Source organism: Arthrobacter sp. MPF02, assembly GCF_046605375.1.
GTDB lineage: Bacteria > Actinomycetota > Actinomycetes > Actinomycetales > Micrococcaceae > Arthrobacter.
In genome coordinates this window covers 1,488,880-1,509,371 of the sequence record NZ_CP176772.1, presented here as the reverse complement: position 1 = coordinate 1,509,371, position 20,492 = coordinate 1,488,880, and the positions used below count along the sequence as shown (strand labels likewise).

Genomic DNA, 20,492 nt, shown 5'->3' with positions numbered 1-20,492 from the left:
CCACCCGTCTCGAAACCCTAGGGATTCGAGGCGCTGAAGTTACGAGACACCTACGACGGGCAACGCGCCGCCTCGGGTGCCCGTAAGGGGATCCCTACCCGGGCACTGGTCACGAGATCGTTGGCAACCGTCCCGTAGAAGGTTCCTTCAACGATCGCAGTCGGCTTCTACATGGCAGGCCGACGCGAGGACGTCCAGTGCGGACTCCTGAGTTTGAGTGTGCTGATCCCGTGGATGGGTGGATGGGTGGATGGATGGATGGGTGGATGGATGGGTGGATGGATGGGTGGATGGGTGGCGAAGCGGGCAGCGGCGCCGGGCACCCGGGGGCGAACGGTAGAACTCGCCGTAATAGGTCCCGAGCCGGTCTCGATAGGCGGGATCGTCAGCGGTGGCATCATCGAGTTCTGGCGAATCCTTGATCTGGGCCTTCGTGAGATCGACGTAGACCTTCTCGTCCGCGTCGTCGACACGCTGAATCGTGCCCGCCGGAAGAATTACCTTCCGGCCGAAGATCCATGGGCCAGTGTCGACCACGATGCTGCTTTCATCGACCGCGTTGCTGGCCTCGTCGACCTTGCCGATGTCGCCATCGGAGGCGTGAACGCGATAGCCCACGAGGTGCCGGACTCAGCTGCGCGAGCTGACGAATCACGGTAATTCCAGGCGTCCCACCGATCGAAGTCATCGGAGACATCCTGTTGCGATGACCGCCAGAATCCACCGATCCCTCAGCGGGCGAATTTCGGTCGTCGTGACCGAATGTGCCTTTTGACCGGACGATCAATGGAGATTCGCCGCGCCCGTGCTTTCGACAGAGTTTTCCAACGGGATCAGCGGATCGGACCACTAGACAGGCTTGTCGAATACGCCCTGGATGAACACCGTGCGCCCGGCGGCGGTGTTGCGCCCGGAGTTACTCGTCTTGACGGCTGCCTGTTCTCCCAGCACGAGATGCATTCCAAGCGGAGGAGGGGCGCTGGAGCCGCTCGCACCCGATGCTTGCGCCTTCGCCTGCTGTGCCTTGCGCGCCGCCACGATGTCGGCGGTAATGTCGCGCCAGGTGCGCTCCAGGAGACCTGCACCGCGGATCAACCCGCGGAGGGATTCCGCATCGGCCAGATGGCTCTGGTTGGGGCGGCTCGCCCATGGGACCGGAAGCTCGATCGGCTCGCCGTTCCCCGCGCAGATTTCCTGGCAGACGAACAGCCCGCCCGGCCTGAGTACCCGGGCGATTCCGGAATACAGGCGGCGCTTGTCCCGGATGTTCATCTGCATTTGTATCGTCCACACCACGTCGAAGCTGGACGCGGCGAACGGAAGCTCCAGGGCATCACCCGCCTGAAAGCGGGTGCGATCGGACAACCGCGTCATCCGAGAAAGGGCGTTGGCCACCCCGCAGAATTCAGGCGAGAGATCGATGCCTGTCACGTCGCAACCCAAAGTTGCGGCGAGGTAACGCGCCGGGCCGCCCAACCCGCTGCCCACGTCGAGCACTCGCGATCCTGGCGGAATCTTTGCAAGCTCCACCAATGCGCGCGTAGCCGAACGTCCCGCGGAGTGAAACTCGTCGGCCGGCGCGAGATCTTCGTGCGTGACCGAGTCCAGGTCCTTGCCGAGAGCTTGCAATCCCGCCACGATTCGCGGCAGAAGTCCGCCCGGCTCGTAGTGACGAAGCATTTCCTCGTGCGAGTCGCCCATGGACGCAAATCCTGCGGGGATTTCGGGGAGCCGTCAAGTATGCGCTTGCTCCCGCCACCCCGTCACCTGCCCTCCTCCGGCAGGAGGGAGGGTCTGGCCTGTGCCGTCACGAGGTCTCCACTCGACGCAGAAAGGCATCGCAGACCCCCTGACCAGCAAACTCTCCCCGCAATCGCTTACGGCTTCGTCGTCCGCTGGACCGTTCCCGAGATGCGATCCATGGCGCAATTCCTACTGGTGCTGTCAGGCGTCTTGCTCGGCACCGCAGCAACGCTTCTTATCGAATTTCTCCTGCCCCGCCGTGCGGCAGAGAAGGCAGAGGCGGCGACGGATGCGTCGCGAGAAATTCATGAGACGTCGCTGCAACTTCTTCGCGAGCCTCAACTCCTGCTCGCCCGCGTGCAGGCCGAGTTGCGTCAACGACCCTGGTGGTGACGGCGGCCGAAAGGTTCAAGTCGATACAAATAAAAACCTTATCTACCTCGACCCTGTCGTCTCGCGGAGGCCAACATCGCCGCTCAGCGATCACAGCGAGCCACCAGCGTTCGTAAGCGGTCCCCAACTGCGACAACCCATCTTTGACGTGTTGCTTTCAGCGGTGCACATTGAGGTGTCCCGTATACCCTGCCCGCAAAAATACCCGGTGAAGGTCCCCTAATCGCTACACATTCAGGATGTCTCATAACCCTTGGGAAAGGAGACGTCTCAACGAATGAATAGTCGCGTGACCTGGACGGACATAGATCTTGCGGGGATTCTCGAACACGCGATGGCAAGCGCGATTCTCGTAACTATGTTTCATAACCTTTTGGCAAAAATCGAGTACTCATCCTTAGTTATGAGACAGGTGGGTGGGCGTCGCCCCGAGCTGATCAGGACGACGCACGGAAGCAAACAAATGTTTCGTTGGCTAGTGTCTTAAAAATGTCACGTCCGGGAGCCGGACTGCCATCGAGCGGCCTGGGATGAAGAAGCTTCTGGACTATGTGGAACCGGGCGACACGGTCGTGGTGTGGCGAATAGATCGCCTCGGCCGGTCACTAATGGACGTCTTGAACACCGTGAACCTGTTCCGGGAGCGTGGCGTGCAGCTGAGGTCAGTTTCGGATGGCATCGACCCTGCCACAACGTCGGGCCGGCTGATGCTGAATATGTTGGCCACCCTGGCGGAGTACGAGCGGGAGTTAGTCGTTGAACGGGTCAATGCCGCGATCGCTGCTGCACGTAAGGGCGGAACCAGGTTCGGCCGGCCGCTCTCTGACCCCGTAGTGATAGCTGACAAGCTGCGCATCGTGACCGAAGCGCGGGCCAAGGGCCGCACCGCTGAGGAAGCGGCCCGCCTCGTAGGGTGGAGCCGGGCAACGCTCTACCGTCACCAGAAGCCCTCGCTACCCGCGAGAGCACCACGATGTAGCTGTGTTCATAAACGGCGTGGAGCGGTGGCGGATCCTTCGGTCCCTTGCGCTTCTACTTGGGTGACGGGGTTCCGGCCGGCCAGGGCAGCAGGTCCGGCAGGTCCGTCCCGTCGGCCGCGGCTGACGCCCGCAGGCTCCCCAGCGAAGGCTCGCGGCCGGCAAGCCACGCGGCGATGTCCGTGACCATTCCGTTGACCACGATGGACTTCCCGCCCGTCCCGATCGTCACCGGCTGCAGCCCGAGCGGCTGCAGGACCAGCTTCACGTTGTCCGGCACGCGGGCAGCCAGGAAATCGAACAGATGGCTGCAGAACTCCCGGCTCCAGGTTTCCGGTCCCCGGCCCATGCCCAAGTCCGAATTGTGGATGACCAGTTCACGCCACAGGGCCAACCCGCCGTCCAACACCACTCCCCCGCGGTAGGCGATCGGAGCCCACCAGCCGGTGCGGTTCGCCGCGGAGTCCTTGACGCCGGGCAGCGTATCAAACGCGTGCCGAACCCGCCCCAGGGCCGCCGCGAGGTCTGCACGGTGGGTGGCGGCATCGTGGCCGGCAGCCATGTCGATGGCCCTGTTCCTGCCTTCCATGCCGCCGTCGTACAGCTCGATGGTTTCACCGCGGGCCGCGTACTCAAGCTGCCGGGCCATCGCGTTGGAAATTCCGGCCAGGTGCGCAAGGACGTGCCCCTTGGTCCACCCGGGAAGGGCTGAAGGAGCCTTAATGTCCGCGTCGGTGAGTTTGGCGGCATCGGCAGTGACGTCGTCGGCTGCTTTGTGGATTGCGGCGAGCAGGACGTCGGGAGCTGGAGCGGTCATGGCGCTCATCCTAGCTCTGAACGGTGCCGTCCGGGCCCAGGCGGTGCCGGACGTGGTCACCGTCGTTGCTGCCCTGCCAGAACTCGTACTCGGTGGGCTGGACTGCGTAGAGCTGCCAGTTCGGGTTGGTGCTGCCGTCCGCCCTCGGCCGTTCCGCCCAGTCCCGGGCGGAGGCCTCCGCGGACAGCTGCACCACCGGCCCGGCCACCCGGACCTGCCGGCCTACGGAGGCCCAGTAGAAGTTCATGGCGGCCTGGGGAACGACGTCGAGTTCCTGTCCCTTGCGGGAGGTGCGGGACGTGGCAAAGTGCCACCCGTCGCCGTCGATGTTCTTCAGGATCAGCATCCGCGACGAGGGCTGCTGCCCGGCACTCACGGTGGCGAGGCTGAACGCGTGGGGCTGCTGCTCCCCCGCGTCCAGCGCCTCGTCCAGCCACTGCTTGAACAGCTCCACGGGTCTCCGCGGGGCGCTGTCAGGGTCAAAGCCGGGAAGCCCGGCCGGGAAGTCCGGCAGGGTGCGAAGGAACTTGCGGAAGGTTTCGCTCATGGCGCCATGGTAGCCGGAGCGGGGTTTCGACAAGCTCAACCAGCGGTGGTCGTTGAGCTTGTCGAAACCAAAGCTACTGCGCCGCGTAGTCCCGGGCGCCGGCCAGTTCGGCTTCCAGCGCAGCCAGCTGGCGTTCGACAGCGGCCGGTGCGGTGCCGCCCTGTGAGTTGCGGCTGTTCAGGGAACCTTCGGTGGAAAGGACGGTGCGGATTTCCGGGGTCAGGTGCTCCGAGATGGCGGCGTACTCGTCGTCGGTCAGGTCCCACAGCTCCACGCCCCGGGACTCGGCCTGCTTCACCGCGGCTCCGGACAGTTCATGCGCTTCGCGGAACGGAACGCCCTGGCGGACCAGCCATTCGGCGATGTCCGTTGCCAGCGCGAAGCCCTGCGGTGCCAGCGACTCCATCCGCTCCGTGTTGAACTTCAGCGTCGCGATCATGCCTGACACGGCCGGCAGCAGCAGCTCCAGGGTGTCGGCGGCATCGAATACCGGCTCCTTGTCCTCCTGCAGGTCGCGGTTGTACGCGAGCGGCATGCCCTTGAGGGTGGCGAGCAGTCCGGTGAGGTTGCCGATCAGGCGGCCGGCCTTGCCGCGGGCCAGCTCCGCCACATCCGGATTTTTTTTCTGCGGCATGATCGAGGACCCCGTGGAGTACGAGTCATGCAGCGTGACGAAGGAGAACTCCTTGGTGGCCCAGAAGATAACCTCTTCCGAAATCCTGGACAAGTCCACGCCAATCATGGAGCAGACCCAGGCGAACTCGGCGAAGACGTCGCGGGAAGCGGTGCCGTCGATCGAGTTGTGCACGGCGGAGTAGAAGCCGAGGTCAGCAGCAACCGCTTCCGGATCGAGGCCGAGCGAGGACCCGGCCAGTGCTCCCGAGCCGTAGGGCGAGACGCCGGCCCGCCGGTCCCAGTCCTGGAGCCGCTGCACATCGCGCAGCAGCGCCCAGGCGTGGGCCAGCAGGTGGTGGCTGAGCAGGACCGGCTGGGCGTGCTGCAGGTGGGTGCGCCCCGGCATGGCCACACCCGGGTGTGCCTTCGCCTGCTCCACCAAGGCGTCCACCGTGTCCAGCACGCCGCGGGCAATGATCCGGGCATGGTCGCGCAGGAACATCCGGCCCAGGGTTGCTACCTGGTCGTTCCGGGAACGGCCGGCACGGAGCTTGCCGCCCAGCTGGGCGCCGGCACGCTCAATCAGGCCGCGTTCCAGCGAACCGTGCACGTCCTCGTCCGACTCGGCCGGCAGGTACGCACCGGAGGCAACGTCCTCGTCCAGCTGGGTCAGCGCGGCGAGCATGCCTTCGAGTTCGGCGTCGTCCAGCAGTCCGGCCTTGTGCAGCACGCGGGCGTGCGCCTTGGAACCGGCGATGTCGTAGCGGGCCAGCCGCCAGTCAAAGTGCGTGGACTTGCTCAGTGCCGCGAGGGCGTCCGCGGGACCGCCGGCGAACCGGCCGCCCCACAGGGCGCCTGTATTCGTGGCTTCCAGTTTCTGCTCAGCCACGGGGACTACTCCCCCGCGACCCGCAGGTCGCGGCCGGAGGCAACCTTGGAGGACATGCCCCACAGCTCGATGAAGCCGCGCGCCATGGACTGGTCGAAGGTGTCGCCGGTGTCGTAGGTGGCAAGCGAGAAGTCGTAGAGCGAGGTGTCGGAGCGGCGGCCGTTGACGATGGCCTGGCCGCCGTGCAGCACCATACGGATATCGCCGGAGACGTACTTCTGCGTGTCCTCGATAAAGGCGTCCAGGGAGCGCTTCAGCGGGGAGAACCACTGTCCGTCGTAGACCAGTTCCGCCCAGCGCTGGCCAACCGTGGCCTTGAAGCGGGCCTGCTCGCGCTCGATGGTGATGTCCTCGAGGTGCTTGTGCGCGGTGATGAGGGCCATGGCGCCCGGAGCCTCGTAGATCTCGCGGGACTTGATGCCCACCAGGCGGTCTTCCACGACGTCGATCCGGCCCACGCCCTGGGCGCCGGCGCGGCGGTTCAGTTCCTGGATGGCCTGCAGCGGGGTGACCTTGACGCCGTCGATGGCTACCGGGATGCCTGCCTCGAAGGAAATGGTGACCTCGTCAGGCGCCGGCGGGAACTCCGGGGTGGCGGTGTAGTCGTAGATGTCCTTGGTGGGAGCGTTCCAGATGTCCTCGAGGTAGCCGGTCTCGACGGCGCGTCCCCACACGTTCTGGTCGATCGAGTACGGGTTCTTCTTGGTGGTCTCGATGGGCAGTCCCTTTTCCTCGGCGAAGGCGATGGCCTTATCGCGGGTCAGGGCGAGGTCGCGGACCGGTGCGATGCACTTCAGGTCCGGGCCGAGGGTCTGGATGCCCACTTCGAAGCGGACCTGGTCGTTGCCTTTGCCGGTGCAGCCGTGGGCCACGGTGGTGGCGCCGAATTCGCGGGCCGCCTTCACCAGGTGCTTGACGATCACGGGGCGGGAAATGGCGGACACCAGCGGGTAGTGGCCCTGGTAGAGGGCGTTGGCCTTCAACGTCGGCATGGCGTATTCGTTGGCGAACTCGTCGCGGGCGTCGGCCACGTAGGCTTCGACGGCGCCGCAGCCCAGGGCACGCTGGCGGATGGTTTCCAGGGACTCGCCGCCCTGTCCGACGTCGACTGCCACGGCGATCACCTCGGCGCCGGTGGCTTCACCGATCCAGCCGATGGCTACCGAGGTGTCCAGGCCGCCTGAGTAGGCGAGCACAATGCGATCAGTCACTTCACATGCTCCTTGTTGGGGTTGGTTTGGTTGATTGTCTTCAAGCTTATTGCCCGGCTTCTTCTGCCAGCTGCAGGAAGCGGGCCGCGAGGTCCGGGCCGCCCAGCGGGTCCCGGGAGACCAGCAGCACGGTGTCGTCGCCGGCGATGGTGCCCAGGATGGACGGCATCACCGAGTGGTCGATCGCCAGGGCCAGGAAGTTCGCCGCGCCCGGCGGGGTCCGGAGCACCACGATGTTGGCCGACGCCTCGGCAGTGACCAGCAGCTCACTGCACAGCCGGGCGAGCCGGGCATCCAGGATTTCCTGGCTGACGCCGCTTTTGGCGGCACGGTCGCCGCCCTCGGCCGGAACCGCGTAGACCAGGGCGCCCTCCTTGCCGCGTACGCGGACGGCTCCGAGTTCCACCAGGTCCCGGGACAGGGTGGCCTGGGTGACCTGCACGCCGTCGTCCGCCAGAAGCGCCGCAAGCTCAGCCTGTGAACGCACGGACTGGTTGGTCAGGATGGCCGCAATGCGCGCCTGCCGTGCGGTCTTGGTGGCCGGGCTGGAGCCCGGCGATACCGGCTGGGCGGACACTAGGACGTGCTCTCCGCTACGTCCCCAAGGGGTGCGAGGCCCTCAACGACGGCCTGCCCCGAGGCGTGCAGGAGCCAGGCCATGAGCGCCTTTTGCGCGTGCAGCCGGTTTTCCGCCTCGTCCCAGACGACTGACTGCGGACCGTCGATGACGCCGGCGGAGATTTCGTAGCCGCGGTAGGCGGGCAGGCAGTGGAGTACGACGGCGTCATCCGCGGCAAGTGCCATGGCAGACTCATCCACGGAGTAGTCCCGGAACAGCTGCAACCGGGCTTCCTTTTCAGCTTCCTGCCCCATGGACACCCAGGTATCGGTGGCCACCACGTCGGCGCCCTGGAGCGCTTCCTTGGCATCGGTGGTCACCAGGACGGAACCGCCCGTCAGCGCCGCCCGCTCCTCGGCGGCGGCCACGATGTCCGCAGCGGGCAGGTACCCTTCCGGCCCGGCAATCCGGACGTGCATCCCGGCGGTCACCCCGGCCAGCAGGTAGGAATTGGCCATGTTGTTCGCGGCGTCACCCAGGTAGCTCATGGTGAGGCCCTTCAGTTCGCCTTTGTGCTCCTTGACGGTCAGCAGGTCGGCGAGGAGCTGGCACGGGTGGTAGTCGTCGCACAGGGCGTTGATGACGGGGACCCGGGAGTTTTCGGCCATGGCCACCAGGCCGGCATGCGCACCGGTCCGCCATACGATGGTGGACACCATCCGCTCCAGGACCTTGGCGGTGTCCTCCACGGACTCCTTGTGTCCGATCTGCGCCTCGCCCGGGTTGATGATGAGCGCGTTGCCGCCCATGTCGGCGATGCCGGTGGCGAAGGAGACCCGGGTGCGGGTGGAGGTCTTGTCGAAGATGACAGCCACGGTCTTCCGGCCGCCGCCCCCGGCGGCGAAAGGCTGGACGCTGTAGGGCGCCGCCTTCATCCGGGCGGCAAGCTCCAGGACTTCCGCCTGCTCTGCCGGGCTCAGGTCCGTGTCCTTGAGGAAGTGCCGGGTTGTGCTGGTCACGATGCGTCCTTTGCTGTCTGGAGGATTGCCGGGAATGCGGCGAGGAAGGAGTCCGCCTGGGCCTCGGTGAGGACCAGCGGCGGTGCCAGCCGGATGGTGCGCGGGCCCGGACTGTTGACGATGAAACCGGCATCGAGCCCGGCCTGCACCACGGCGGGCGCCGCGTCCGCGTCCAGGTCGAAGCCGATCAGCAGGCCTTCTCCCCGGACTTCGGTGACGCCGGGCAGCGCCGCCAGGGCGGAACGGAGGTGCTCCCCCACGGCGGTGGCGTTTGCCAGCAAGCCCTGGCTTTCGATCGCGTGCAGCGTGGCGAGGGCAGCCGCCGTCGCTACCGGGTTGCCGCCGAACGTGGTGCCGTGCTGGCCCGCGGAAAGCAACGACGACGTCTGCTCCCCCATGGTGATAAGGGCGCCGATGGGGAACCCGCCGCCGAGGCCCTTGGCGAGGGTGATGGCGTCCGGCGTGATCCCGGCATCCCCGCTCGCGAGCCATTTGCCGGTGCGGCCGATGCCGGTCTGGACTTCATCCAGGATCAGCAGGGCGCCCACCCGGGCGGTCACTTCCCGCGCAGCCTTCAGGTATCCGGGAGGCAGCGGGCGGACGCCGGCCTCGCCCTGGATGGGTTCCAGGAAAACGGCGGCCACGGTCTCGTCGACGGCTGCCTTGAGCGCCTCCACGTCACCGAACGGGATGTGGACCACGCCGCCCGGCAGCGGCTCGAACGGGGTCCGGTACGCTTCCTTGGCGGTGAGCGCCAGGGCGCCCATGGTCCGGCCGTGGAAGGCACCCTCCAGGGCGATGATCTTTGTCCGTTTGGTATCGCCGCCGCCCGTGTTGCGGCGGGCAAGCTTGAACGCGGCTTCGTTCGCCTCGGTGCCGGAGTTGGTGAAGAACACCTTGGACCCGGCCGGCGCGTCGGCCAATGCCAGGAGCTTTTCGGCCAGGGCGATCTGCGTGGGGCTGGTGAAGAAGTTGGACACGTGGCCCAGGGTGGAGAGCTGACTGGCAATCACGGACGTCACGAACGGGTGGGCATGGCCGAGGGCGTTGACGGCGATGCCGCCCAGCAGGTCCAGGTATTCCTTGCCGTCCGCGTCCCACACCAGGCAGCCGGCGCCGCGGACCAGGACCCGCTGCGGGGTGCCGAAGACACCCATGAGCGATGACGAGTAGCGGGACAGCCACTCGGAGCCGGCATGGCCCTGGGTTTCGACCAGCTCAACCACCGGACTCTTCGGCTCAACCACCGGAGTTTGCTGAATGTTGCTCATGCGTTGCTCTCCTCGTCCGGGACAACCTGGGTGCCGATTCCGGCGGTGGTGAAAGTTTCAAGAAGCATTGAATGCGGCAGCCGGCCGTCCACGATGTGGGCGCGTTCCACGCCTTCATCGATCGCCTTGAGGCAGGCAGCCATCTTGGGGATCATGCCGGATTCGAGCCGGGGCAGCATGTCCCGCAACTCGGAGGCGGTCAGGGAGGAAATCAGCGAGGACTTGTCCGGCCAGTTGGCGTAGAGGCCTTCGACGTCGGTCAGGATGACCAGCTTGGACGCTCCCAGCGCGGAGGCCACTGCTGCCGCGGCGGTGTCGGCGTTGACGTTCAGCACCTGCCCCGTGGGCTGGAAACGGCCGGCACCTGCGGCGCCGTCGCCGTCGTCGAGGATTTCCGGGGCGACGGTGGAGATCACAGGGATGCGCCCGGCATCGAGGATGTCCACGATGCCTGCGGGATCGACGCCGACCACCTCGCCCACCAGCCCGAGGTCCACCTCCTCGCCGTCCACCACGGTCCCGGTGCGGACGGCGCGCAGCAACCCGCCGTCTTCGCCGGACATGCCGACGGCGTACGGTCCGTGCGAGTTGATCAGGCCCACCAGTTCGCGGCCCACCTGCCCGGTTAGGACCATCCGGACCACGTCCATGGCTTCCGGCGTGGTGACACGCAGGCCGCCCTTGAACTCGGATTCGATCCCGAGCCTGCCGAGCATGGAGTTGATCTGGGGGCCGCCGCCGTGGACCACCACGGGGTGGATGCCCACGTGGTGGAGGAAGACGATGTCCTCCGCGAAGGCACGGCGGAGGTCGTCATTGACCATGGCGTTCCCGCCGTACTTGATCACCATGGTGGTGCCGGCAAAGCGCTGGATCCAGGGCAGGGCCTCGATCAGTGTCCCCGCTTTGGCCTGGGCGTCGGACATGCTGGTGGTCTCGCGCGTCTGGGTGTTCATGGTGTCACTTCCGCTGGTGGTCCGCTGGGGGTCGGGCTAGCTGGAGTACGCGCTGTTCTCGTGCACGTAGTCGTGGGTGAGGTCATTGGTCCAGATGGTGGCCTCGGCGTCGCCGGCCTGCAGGTCGATCTCCACCAGGACCTCGCGCGGCTCCAGGTTTACCAGGCCCCGGTCATCGCCGATGCTGCCGTTGCGGCAGATCTGGACACCGTTCATGGCGACGTTGAGCTGGTCCGCCTCGAATACGGCGTCGGTGGTGCCGACGGCGGAGAGCACGCGGCCCCAGTTGGGGTCCTTGCCGAAGATGGCGGCCTTGAAGAGATTGGAGCGGGCCACGGCGCGGCTGACGGTTTCGGCATCGGCCTCGGTGGCTGCGTTGAAGGTCCGGATGGCGATGTCGTGGCTGGCGCCTTCGGCATCGGCAATGAGCTTGCGTGCCAGTTCGGCGCACACCTGGGTAAGGCCCGCGGTGAAGGTTTTGGCTGACGGCACGGCGCCGGAGGCCGCGGAGGCCATCAGGACCACGGTGTCGTTGGTGGACATACAGCCGTCCGAGTCCGCCCGGTCGAACGTGACGCGGGTGGCATCGCGCAGGACGACGTCGAGCATTTCCGGTTCGACCGCCGCATCGGTTGTAAGCACCACCAGCATGGTGGCCAGGCCGGGAGCCAGCATGCCGGCGCCCTTGGCGATGCCGCCGATGGTGAACTCCTGCCCGTCGGCATCGGTGCCAATGAACAACGCAGATTTGGGCACGGAATCCGTGGTCATGATTGCGTCGCCGGCTGCCGGCCCGCCCTCGGTGCTGAGCGCAGCTGCCGCGGCCTCCACACCCGGGAGGATCTTGTCCATGGGCAGCTGCTCGCCGATCAGGCCGGTGGAGCAGACGAAGACGTCCGTGGCGGAGATGCCCAGGACCCCGGCCACCTTCTCCGCGGTGCTGTGCGTGTTCTGGAAACCGGTGGGTCCAGTGCAGGCGTTGGCACCGCCGGAGTTCAGGACGACGGCGTCCACCCTGCCGTCGGAAACCACCTGGCGGGACCAGTGGACGGGAGCGGCGGCTACGCGGTTGCTCGTGAAGACTGCTGCGGCGGCCTTGGACGGCCCGTCGTTGACCACGAGTGCGAGGTCCGGTTTGCCTGAGGCCTTCAATCCGGCGGTGACGCCGGCGGCCCGGAAGCCCTGGGGTGCGGTGACAGTCACGGGGCTACTCCCTGCAGGTTGAGGCCGGCGGTTTCCTGCAGGCCGAGTGCGATGTTCATGGACTGGACGGCGCCGCCGGCCGTGCCCTTGGTCAGGTTGTCGATGACGCAGGTGACGATTACGCGGCCCGTGTGGGCGTCGAAGGCCAGCTGCATTGCGGCGTGGTTGGAGCCCAGGACGGACTTGGTGGTCGGCCATTGGCCTTCCGGCAGCAGGTGCACGAACGGTTCGTCGTCGTAGGCGTCTGCCCAGGCCTGCCGCAGCTGCTCCGCAGTGGCGCCGGCCTTGACCCGCGCGGTGGCGGTGGTAAGGATGCCGCGGCTCATCGGGGCGAGCGTGGGGGTGAAGGAGACCGTCACCTGTTCGCCTGCGGCATTGGACAGGCCCTGCTCGATCTCGGGGGTGTGGCGGTGGCCGCCGCCAACGCCGTAGGGGCTCATGGTGCCCATGACCTCGGAACCGATCAGGTTCACCTTTGCTGCCTTGCCTGCGCCGGAGGTGCCGGAGGCGGAAACGATGACGACGTCGTCGGCCTCCAGCAGGTTGGCTGCGAAGCCGGGAGCCAGGGCGAGCAGGGACGACGTCGGATAGCAGCCGGGTACGGCGATGCGGGTGGCACCCTTCAGCGCCTCACGCTGGCCCGGAAGCTCGGGAAGCCCGTAGGGCCAGGTCCCGGCGTGGGCGGAGCCGTAGAACTTCTCCCACGCTGCCGGGTCCTCCAGCCGGTGGTCGGCACCGGCATCGATTACCACGGTCCCCTCGGGCAGACTGGCGGCGATGTCGGCCGAAGCTCCGTGCGGCAGTGCCAGGAAGACGACGTCGTGGCCGGAGAGGTTCTCCACTGTTGTGTCTTCCAGGATGCGGCTGGCAAGCCCGTGCAGATGGGGCTGCAGTTCGCCAAGCCGGGACCCGGCATTGCTGTGCGCCGTGATCGCGCCGATGGTGACGTCCGGGTGTCCGGCCAGGAGGCGGAGCACCTCGCCCCCGGCGTATCCGCTGGCGCCGGACACTGCAACAGAAATAGTCATGCCTCCGACTATACAGCAATACTTATGCATAGCAGCTGATATTTATGCATCGGCTCTTTCGGATTGACCTCGGGCAGCAGGAGGAATCCCTAGGATGGATCCAGCAGCCGGAGCCGGACACGCCGGGTCCGCGGAAGGGAAGCAATGACGCACGCAATCGTCGCACGGCAGGCAGGCGGACCGGAAGTCCTCGGCTACGAAGAAGTGGACCGGCCGGTGCCGGGGCCCGGGCAACTGCTCGTGAAGGTGGGGGCTGCCGGCGTGAACTTCATCGATACGTACAAGCGCAGCGGCACCTACAAGGTCCCGTTCCCCTTCACGCCCGGATCGGAAGCGGCCGGAACGGTTGAGGCGGTTGGTGACGGAGTAACCGGCTTTGTTGCCGGGGACCGGGTGGCCACCGCCGAGGGCATCAACTGCTACGCCAACTACGCCCTGGTGGACGAGGCCGCGGCACTGCCGGTCCCGGCGGGAGTGGACGACCTCACGGCGGCCGCCCTCCCCCTGCAGGGCATGACCGCCCACTTCCTTGTGAATTCCACCTTCAAGGTGGAGCCGGGGCACAAGGTCCTGCTGCATGCCGGTGCCGGTGGCGTGGGATTGCTGCTGATCCAGCTGCTCAAGGCCAAGGGTGCCGAAGTCATCACCACCGTCTCCGCCGATGACAAGGAACAGCTGGCCCGCAAAGCCGGCGCAGACCATGTGCTGCGGTATGAGGGGTTCGCCGCCCGAGTGCGCGAAATCACCGGCGGCACCGGCGCGCATGTTGTGTACGACGGCGTGGGCAGGGACACGTTCGACGGCTCCATGGCGGCGCTGCGCGTCCGGGGCACGCTCGTGCTCTTCGGCGCAGCCTCCGGTCCCGTTCCGCCGATGGATCCGCAGCGGCTGAACGCCGGCGGCTCGCTGTTCCTCACCAGGCCCACCATTGCCCACTACCTGCGGGATGCCGTCGAGCGGCGCTGGCGGGCCGGTGAGGTTTTCGCCGCGGCGGCCGACGGTAGTTTGGAGGTCCGAATCGGCGCGCGCTACCCCCTGGTGCAGGCTGCACAGGCGCACCGCGACCTTGAAGGGCGGCGCACCACCGGCAAGGTGCTCCTGGTTCCCTAGCCCCCGCGAGCGGCTGATGGCGCGGGAAAGGTGAACGGCAGGTTAACCAGAAGTCTGGAGATCCGGGACCCGGAGCCCCCCGGTACACCTTTTGTTCACCTGGCACAGGCAAAATGCCCGGGTGACTGAGCAGCAGGTCCCCCACGGTGATGCCCTTTCCACCGCCATCCGCCCCTACGCACCCCAGATGCCGGGATCGCTCGCCGCTCCCCCGGTCCGGACACTGATCGACATCCTGCAGGACACTGCCCGCCGCTACCCCGAAGCCTCCGCCCTGGATGACGGCCACCGCTCCCTCAGCTACGCGCAGTTGATGGATGAAGTCCGCGCTGCCGCCCGGGGGCTGCACCAGGCCGGGCTCGGTGCAGGCGACAAGATCGGGGTACGGATCCCGTCGGGAACCAACGAACTCTACGTATCCATCCTGGCCGTGCTCCTGCTGGGCGCGGCCTACGTTCCGGTGGATGCGGACGACCCGGACGAACGGGCCCGCCTGGTGTTCGGCGAGGCGAAGGTGGCCGGCGTTCTGGAAGCCGGGGGCGCGCTCCGCACTTCCGGATTTTCCGGTTCCAGCCGTACCGCCCCCTTCAGCGGCGCCCGCCCGCCTGTACCCGGTGACGACGCCTGGGTCATTTTCACCTCCGGCTCCACCGGCACCCCGAAAGGTGTGGCCGTCAGCCACCGGTCAGCAGCAGCGTTCGTGGACGCCGAAGCCCGCATCTTCCTGCGGGACGAACCGTTGGGGCCGCAGGACCGGGTGCTGGCAGGCCTTTCCGTAGCGTTCGACGCCTCTTGCGAGGAGATGTGGCTCGCCTGGCGCCATGGAGCCTGCCTGGTCCCTGCCCCGCGGGCCCTGGTCCGTACCGGAATGGACCTCGGCCCCTGGCTGATCAACCACGGCATCACCGCTGTCTCCACCGTGCCCACGCTCGCGGCGCTTTGGCCCGCCGAGGCGCTGGAAAACGTCCGCCTGCTGATCTTCGGCGGCGAGGCCTGCCCGCCCGAGCTTGCGGAGCGCCTGGCCGTGGAGGGACGCGAGGTCTGGAACACTTACGGTCCCACCGAGGCAACCGTGGTGGCCTGCGCGGCACCACTGGGCGGACCGGGCCCGGTGCGGATCGGCCTGCCGCTGGACGGCTGGGACCTCGCCGTCGTCGACGGAAATTCCGTACCGGTGGCCGAGGGTGAGGTGGGCGAGCTGATCATCGGCGGCGTGGGCCTGGCCCGGTACCTGGACCCGGCCAAGGACGCCGAAAAATACGCGCCGATGCCCAGCCTGGGCTGGGACCGGGCCTACCGATCCGGCGACCTGGTGCGCTTCGAGAAAGCCGGCCTCATATTCCAGGGCAGGGCGGACGAGCAGGTTAAGCTCGGCGGGCGCAGGATCGAGCTGGGCGAGATCGACGCGGCCCTGCAGTCCCTTCCCCGCGTTGCCGGTGCCGCTGCAGCCGTCCGCACCACAGCGGCCGGCAACCAGATCCTGGTGGGTTACCTGGCTCCGGCGGCGGGGCAGGATATTGACCTGACGGCGGCCAGGCAGCAGCTGGCCGCCAGCCTGCCCGCAGCCCTTGTGCCGATGCTGACAACCGTGGACACCCTGCCCACCAAAACGAGCGGCAAGGTGGACCGGCAGGCACTGCCGTGGCCGCTGGCCGGTGCAGGTGCCGCAGAAGCCGATGCCGCACCCCTGAATCTTCCAGGGGACGCCGCCTGGATCGTGGAACAGTGGAGCGCGGTCCTGGGCAGTCCCGTCACTTCCCTGGACGCCGACTTCTTCGCCTACGGCGGCGGGTCGCTCTCGGCCGCCCAGCTCGTGTCCGCCCTCCGCGTCCGCTACCCCACCATCACCGTGGCCGATATCTACGCGACACCGCGCGTCGGTGCGCTGGTGGAGGTGGCGCGCCTGTCTGCGCCCGACGGCGGCCCCGGCCCCGCTGCCGAGCGCTCAGTCCGTCCCACTGCCCGGAAGTCGCAGGTCTTCCAGACACTGATGGGGGCACCGCTGCACATCCTGGTGGGCATGCGCTGGCTGACCTACCTCATGGCGGCCAACAACGTCCTGGCCGCGCTGGCCGGTTTTGCTGCGGCACCTGTTGTTTCCTGGTGGTGGGTGGGGGCGGCCTGGCTGGTCTTCGTCAGCCCGGCAGGGCGGATGCTCATCTCGGTCGCCGCCGCCCGGTTCCTGCTGCGGGGCGTCAAACCCGGCACGTACCCGCGCTCCGGGCGCGTCCATCTGCGCCTCTGGCTTGCGGAGCAGATCCAGGACCTGTCCGGCGCCATCAGCCTGGCCAGCGCCCCTTGGGTTCCCTACTACGCCAAGGCCCTCGGGGCGAAGGTGGGACGCGACGTGCAGCTGCATTCCCTGCCGCCAGTCACCGGCCTCCTGTCCCTTGGGCCAGGCGCCAACGTAGAACCCGAAGTGGACCTTTCCGGCTGGTGGATCGACGGCGACAACGTGCACATCGGTTCAATCCGCATCGGGGCCGGCGCGACCGTGGGTGCCCGGAGCACACTGATGCCCGGAGCTGCGATTGGCGCCGGCGCCCAGGTGGAGGCCGGCTCCGCGGTCCTCGGCAAGGTCAAGGCGGGCCACCAGGTGGCGGGTTCCCCTGCGCAGCGGCGCGGCAAGGCAAAGCGTGCCCTGCCGGAGGCCCCTGACCAGACCCCCTTGCAGGCCGGGCTGTGGTTCACCGGGTTCGCGGCAGCCTCCGCCTGCCTGGCCGTGCTTCCCTACCTCTCGGCAGCGGCCGCAATGCTTGTGGCGTTCCTGTTCATCCAGGGCAGCACCTCCCTGTCCGACGCCCTTCCCGGGCTGCTGGCCGCGCTGCCCGCAGCCGCCCTGGCCTGGTTCCTTTCCAACGCATTGCTGATACTGGCCGCCACCCGGCTCCTCAGCATCGGGCTTGTCGAGGGCTACCACCGGGTGCGGAGCCGGGTGGGCTGGCAGGTCTGGGCCACCGAACGCGTCCTGGACCTCGCCCGGGACCTTTTGTTCCCCATCTACGCGAGCCTCTTCACCCCGGTCTGGCTGCGCCTGCTCGGTGCCAAAGTGGGAAGAAACGTCGAGGCCTCCACCGTGCTGCTGATTCCACGCATGACCACCGTGGGTGACGGCGCGTTCCTGGCCGATGACACCATGGTGGCCTCGTATGAACTGGACGGCGGTTGGCTCCGGGTGGCGCCGGCGAAAATCGGCAAACGCTCCTTCCTGGGCAACTCGGGCATGACTGCGGCGGGCCGCAGTGTCCCCAAGAACTCGCTGGTGGCTGTCCTGTCCGCCACACCCGCCAAAGCCAAGTCCGGTACATCCTGGCTGGGCAGTCCGCCGGTCCGGCTGCGGCGGACCGCCATCGCCTCCGACGACACCCGCACCTACCAGCCGCCATTCCGGCTGAAGATCGCCCGGGCCCTCTGGGAGCTCGGCAGATTCGTGCCGGTCATGCTGACGGCAGCCATCGCTGCCGGCATCATGCTGGCGTTCGACTGGCTTGCAACCATATACAACTACGGCGTGGCCGCCCTCCTCAGCGGCGTGGTGATGCTCCTGGCCGGGGCCGTGGCGGCCGCCGCGTCCGTGCTTGCCAAGTGGGTGCTGGTCGGCCGGATCCGGGCCGGCGAACACCCGCTGTGGAGTTCGTTCATCTGGCGCAACGAGGTAGTGGACACGTTCATTGAGATGGTGAGTGCGCCGTGGTTCGCCCGCGCCGCCACCGGCACGCCCGCCCTGGTCTGGTGGCTGCGCGCCCTGGGAGCCCGGATCGGGTCAGGCACCTGGTGCGAGAGCTACTGGCTCCCCGAAGCTGACCTGGTGGCCCTCGGCCGGAACTCCACCGTGAACCGCGGCTGCGTGGTCCAGACCCACCTCTTCCACGACCGGGTGATGAGCATGGACGCTGTTACGCTCGAGGACGGGGCCACCATGGGTCCGCACGGGGTCATCCTTCCGCAGGCGGCCATCGGGCCGGGTGCCACAGTTGGTCCGGCATCGCTCGTGATGCGCGGCGAAACAGTCCCCGCGGGCACCTACTGGATGGGCAATCCGGTGAGTCCCTGGAGCGGTCCCGCAAAGCTTTGAACAAACCAAAGGTATCCATGACTTTTCCAGCACAAACCGGCCAGGGCTTCCCGGCAGCCGGCCCGGCCGCCGACCCCTACCTGCCAGGGTCGGGCAGCAACGCCTACCGGGTGGAGCGCTATGAACTGGAGCTGGACTACAAAGTCAGCAGCAACCGCCTCAGCGGCAGGGCGGTGCTGTACGGCGTGGCCCAGGCGCCGGCGTCGGCCGTTGTCCTGGACCTGATGGGCAACCTGCGTGCCACCAAGGTGCAGCTGGACGGACGCAAGGCCGGCCGGTTCAGCCAGCGGGCCGAGCAGCTGGTGGTCGCCGCGCAGGCTCCCCTGCAGCCCGGCCAGCACTTCACGCTTGACGTGCGGTACGAAGGCAGCCCCGCGCCCCGCCGCGGCCTGTGGGGCGAGGTGGGCTGGGAAGAACTTACCGACGGCGTCCTCGTGGCCGGACAGCCCAACGGCGCGCCGTCCTGGTTCCCGTGCAACGACCATCCCCGGGACAAGGCCAGCTACCGGTTCACCGTCACCACGGACGCGAATTACCGCGCCGTCTGCAACGGTGTCCTCCAGTCCCGCACCACCCGTTCCAGCCGGGAGACCTGGGTTTACGAGCAGGCCGAGCCCATGGCCAGCTATCTTGCCACTGTCCAGGTTGGCCGGTACGGGCTGCTTGAGCTGGATCCGGGCCGGCATGCCCCCGCGGTGCCGCAGCACGCAGCCGTTCCGCCCGCCCTGGCAGACCGTGCCCGGGCGGGGCTGGCCCTGCAACCGGCGATGATGCGGACCTTCGCCAACTGTTTCGGCCCCTACCCCTTCGCCGAGTACACGGTGGTCGTGGCCGAGGATGAGCTCGAAATTCCCCTCGAAGCCCAGGGCATGTCCATCCTTGGGCCGAACCACCTGGACCAGGGCTGGGAGTCGCAGCGGCTCATTGCGCATGAGCTGGCGCACCAGTGGTTCGGCAATTCCCTGACAGCCGCGTCGTGGCAGGACATCTGGCTGCACGAGGGCTTTGCCTGCTATGCCGAGTGGATCTGGTCGGAGGAAGCTGGTGTCCTGGCCGTCGCCGCCCGCGCCGAGGCTGCCTGGCGGCGTTTGAAGACTGACCCGCAGGACATTATCGTGGGCGACCCGGGACCCAAGCACATGTTCGACGACCGCGTCTACAAGCGCGGCGCGCTGGCGGTGCACGCTGTACGCATCGCCTGCGGGGACCTCGCCTTCTTCACCCTGCTCCAGGAATGGACAGCACGGCACCGGCACGGGTCCGTAACCACGCACGACTTCATCCTGGCCGTCAACCGGGCCACCGCGGTGGACGCGGAGACGCTGCTGCACCCGTGGCTTTACGAGGAAGCCCTGCCGCCCCTTCCGGTGGGCTGAGGTACCGGAGAGGACAGCGCGACGGCGGCCGCCAGGCGGGCGGGCAGGCCGGTTTCGGCGGGCAACAGGTCCCGTATTTCCTCCCGTTCCAGCACGTCCAGCGATGACGGTGCGGTCCGCAGGCCGTCCCCGGTCATTTTCAGTACCGCTTCCTTGCGTGCCCACAGGCGGGCATGCGCAGCCAGCAACGCGCTGCCTGACAGGCGCCCGACGGCCTGCTGCTCCGCAGGTGTGAGCGCCAGTACGGGGAAACCGTCAAAGCCGGTCCGGACAGGGTCCTCCACGTCCACACCCAGGCGGCAACTGTCCGGCGGCGCAGCCACGGCCGCGAGCAAAGTCCACCCCGCGGCACGGGACAGGCTGAGGACCAGGGGCGCGGGGCCGCCGTCGAGCAGGTAGCCCGGCCTGCCGTGGGTGATGCCGGGCCCGGTGCCGCAGCGGGGGCAGCTGTAGGAGGAGGTCAGGCGGTGGCCGGGCACGCCGAGCAGCTCCGCGGCGAACCGCCGCTGGGCCAGGCGCCCGGCAAGGAACCGGTTGCGGGACGCGGGTTCCATGGCCTCGGCGCGGGCCAACTCCGGGCCGTCGAGCCGCGCCTGGGCGTCCCGCTGGACCTGCTCAGCCGCGCCGGACAGCGAAAAGGGCGGGACGGCATGCACCACAAGCTGTGGAGTCATGCCGCCCGCCCTTTTAGACCTGCTCAGCC

At 67.6% G+C, this 20,492-nt stretch carries 17 protein-coding genes and 1 pseudogene; 5 read left to right on the top strand and 13 right to left on the bottom strand.

Translation table 11 applies throughout. The features are described from left to right. Window positions 1-147 precede the first annotated feature (147 nt). Together ACLH0K_RS07125 and ACLH0K_RS07120 are read right to left on the bottom strand one after the other, a co-directional pair. Window positions 148-618 (bottom strand): PRC-barrel domain-containing protein, encoded by a 471-nt coding sequence (locus ACLH0K_RS07125; protein WP_411376100.1) that lies wholly within the window; start codon window positions 616-618, stop codon window positions 148-150. 231 nt (window positions 619-849) lie between these two features. Beyond that, on the bottom strand, window positions 850-1,701 hold the full coding sequence (locus ACLH0K_RS07120; RefSeq protein WP_411376099.1) for an SAM-dependent methyltransferase: 852 nt from the start codon (window positions 1,699-1,701) through the stop codon (window positions 850-852). A gap of 219 nt (window positions 1,702-1,920) precedes the next feature. Here ACLH0K_RS07120 and ACLH0K_RS07115 point away from each other — a divergent pair, with 219 nt between their 5' ends. Then, window positions 1,921-2,136, top strand: a complete 216-nt coding sequence (locus ACLH0K_RS07115; RefSeq protein ID WP_411376098.1) for a hypothetical protein — start codon at window positions 1,921-1,923, stop codon at window positions 2,134-2,136. Between the two features lie 488 nt (window positions 2,137-2,624). Next, window positions 2,625-3,115 (top strand): annotated as a pseudogene (locus ACLH0K_RS07110) (recombinase family protein); the annotation flags it as partial. A gap of 53 nt (window positions 3,116-3,168) precedes the next feature. Here the strand turns inward: ACLH0K_RS07110 and ACLH0K_RS07105 are convergent. The 10 genes from ACLH0K_RS07105 to argC all read right to left on the bottom strand — a co-directional run bounded on the left by ACLH0K_RS07105 (window position 3,169) and on the right by argC (window position 13,228). Beyond that, complete coding sequence (locus tag ACLH0K_RS07105; RefSeq protein ID WP_411376097.1) at window positions 3,169-3,930, bottom strand: maleylpyruvate isomerase family mycothiol-dependent enzyme; 762 nt, start codon at window positions 3,928-3,930, stop codon at window positions 3,169-3,171. Window positions 3,931-3,940: 10 nt separating this feature from the next. After that, a complete protein-coding gene (locus tag ACLH0K_RS07100; protein ID WP_411376096.1) occupies window positions 3,941-4,477 on the bottom strand; it encodes a pyridoxal 5'-phosphate synthase in 537 nt (178 codons plus the stop codon). Window positions 4,478-4,550: 73 nt separating this feature from the next. Then, on the bottom strand, window positions 4,551-5,981 hold the full coding sequence (argH, locus tag ACLH0K_RS07095) for an argininosuccinate lyase (RefSeq protein WP_411376095.1): 1,431 nt from the start codon (window positions 5,979-5,981) through the stop codon (window positions 4,551-4,553). Window positions 5,982-5,986: 5 nt separating this feature from the next. Then, entirely contained in the window at window positions 5,987-7,192 is a 1,206-nt protein-coding gene (locus ACLH0K_RS07090) for an argininosuccinate synthase (protein WP_411376094.1), read from the bottom strand. A gap of 46 nt (window positions 7,193-7,238) precedes the next feature. Further along, on the bottom strand, window positions 7,239-7,769 hold the full coding sequence (locus tag ACLH0K_RS07085; protein WP_411376093.1) for an arginine repressor: 531 nt from the start codon (window positions 7,767-7,769) through the stop codon (window positions 7,239-7,241). Further along, the gene (argF, locus tag ACLH0K_RS07080) at window positions 7,769-8,770 is read right to left on the bottom strand and encodes an ornithine carbamoyltransferase (protein ID WP_411376092.1); all 1,002 of its coding nucleotides are present in this window, start codon (window positions 8,768-8,770) and stop codon (window positions 7,769-7,771) included. Before argF ends, ACLH0K_RS07085 begins: the two co-directional genes overlap by 1 nt. Further along, window positions 8,767-10,041: an acetylornithine transaminase gene (locus ACLH0K_RS07075; protein WP_411376091.1), complete on the bottom strand. Its 1,275-nt coding sequence runs from the start codon at window positions 10,039-10,041 to the stop codon at window positions 8,767-8,769. Before ACLH0K_RS07075 ends, argF begins: the two co-directional genes overlap by 4 nt. Then, window positions 10,038-10,997: an acetylglutamate kinase gene (gene argB, locus ACLH0K_RS07070; RefSeq protein WP_411376090.1), complete on the bottom strand. Its 960-nt coding sequence runs from the start codon at window positions 10,995-10,997 to the stop codon at window positions 10,038-10,040. The genes ACLH0K_RS07075 and argB overlap by 4 nt, the downstream gene beginning before the upstream one ends. A gap of 36 nt (window positions 10,998-11,033) precedes the next feature. After that, window positions 11,034-12,200 carry a bifunctional glutamate N-acetyltransferase/amino-acid acetyltransferase ArgJ gene (gene argJ / locus ACLH0K_RS07065; RefSeq protein ID WP_411376089.1) on the bottom strand — a complete coding sequence of 389 codons (1,167 nt, stop codon included), beginning with the start codon at window positions 12,198-12,200 and terminating at the stop codon, window positions 11,034-11,036. Further along, the gene (gene argC, locus ACLH0K_RS07060) at window positions 12,197-13,228 is read right to left on the bottom strand and encodes an N-acetyl-gamma-glutamyl-phosphate reductase (protein ID WP_411376088.1); all 1,032 of its coding nucleotides are present in this window, start codon (window positions 13,226-13,228) and stop codon (window positions 12,197-12,199) included. Before argC ends, argJ begins: the two co-directional genes overlap by 4 nt. Window positions 13,229-13,372: 144 nt before the next feature. Between argC and ACLH0K_RS07055 the strand changes: the two genes are divergently transcribed. The 3 genes from ACLH0K_RS07055 (at window position 13,373) to ACLH0K_RS07045 (ending at window position 19,789) form a co-directional block, all read left to right on the top strand. After that, the gene (locus tag ACLH0K_RS07055; RefSeq protein ID WP_411376087.1) at window positions 13,373-14,338 is read left to right on the top strand and encodes a quinone oxidoreductase family protein; all 966 of its coding nucleotides are present in this window, start codon (window positions 13,373-13,375) and stop codon (window positions 14,336-14,338) included. Window positions 14,339-14,525: 187 nt separating this feature from the next. Then, on the top strand, window positions 14,526-18,413 hold the full coding sequence (locus tag ACLH0K_RS07050) for a Pls/PosA family non-ribosomal peptide synthetase (RefSeq protein WP_411376428.1): 3,888 nt from the start codon (window positions 14,526-14,528) through the stop codon (window positions 18,411-18,413). A gap of 17 nt (window positions 18,414-18,430) precedes the next feature. Then, entirely contained in the window at window positions 18,431-19,789 is a 1,359-nt protein-coding gene (locus ACLH0K_RS07045) for a M1 family metallopeptidase (RefSeq protein WP_411376086.1), read from the top strand. On the opposite strand, the gene ACLH0K_RS07040 is transcribed toward ACLH0K_RS07045, so the two are convergent. Next, window positions 19,753-20,463, bottom strand: coding sequence for a 4'-phosphopantetheinyl transferase family protein (locus ACLH0K_RS07040; RefSeq protein ID WP_411376085.1), 711 nt, complete (start codon window positions 20,461-20,463; stop codon window positions 19,753-19,755). The genes ACLH0K_RS07045 and ACLH0K_RS07040 overlap by 37 nt on opposite strands. Window positions 20,464-20,492 lie beyond the last annotated feature (29 nt).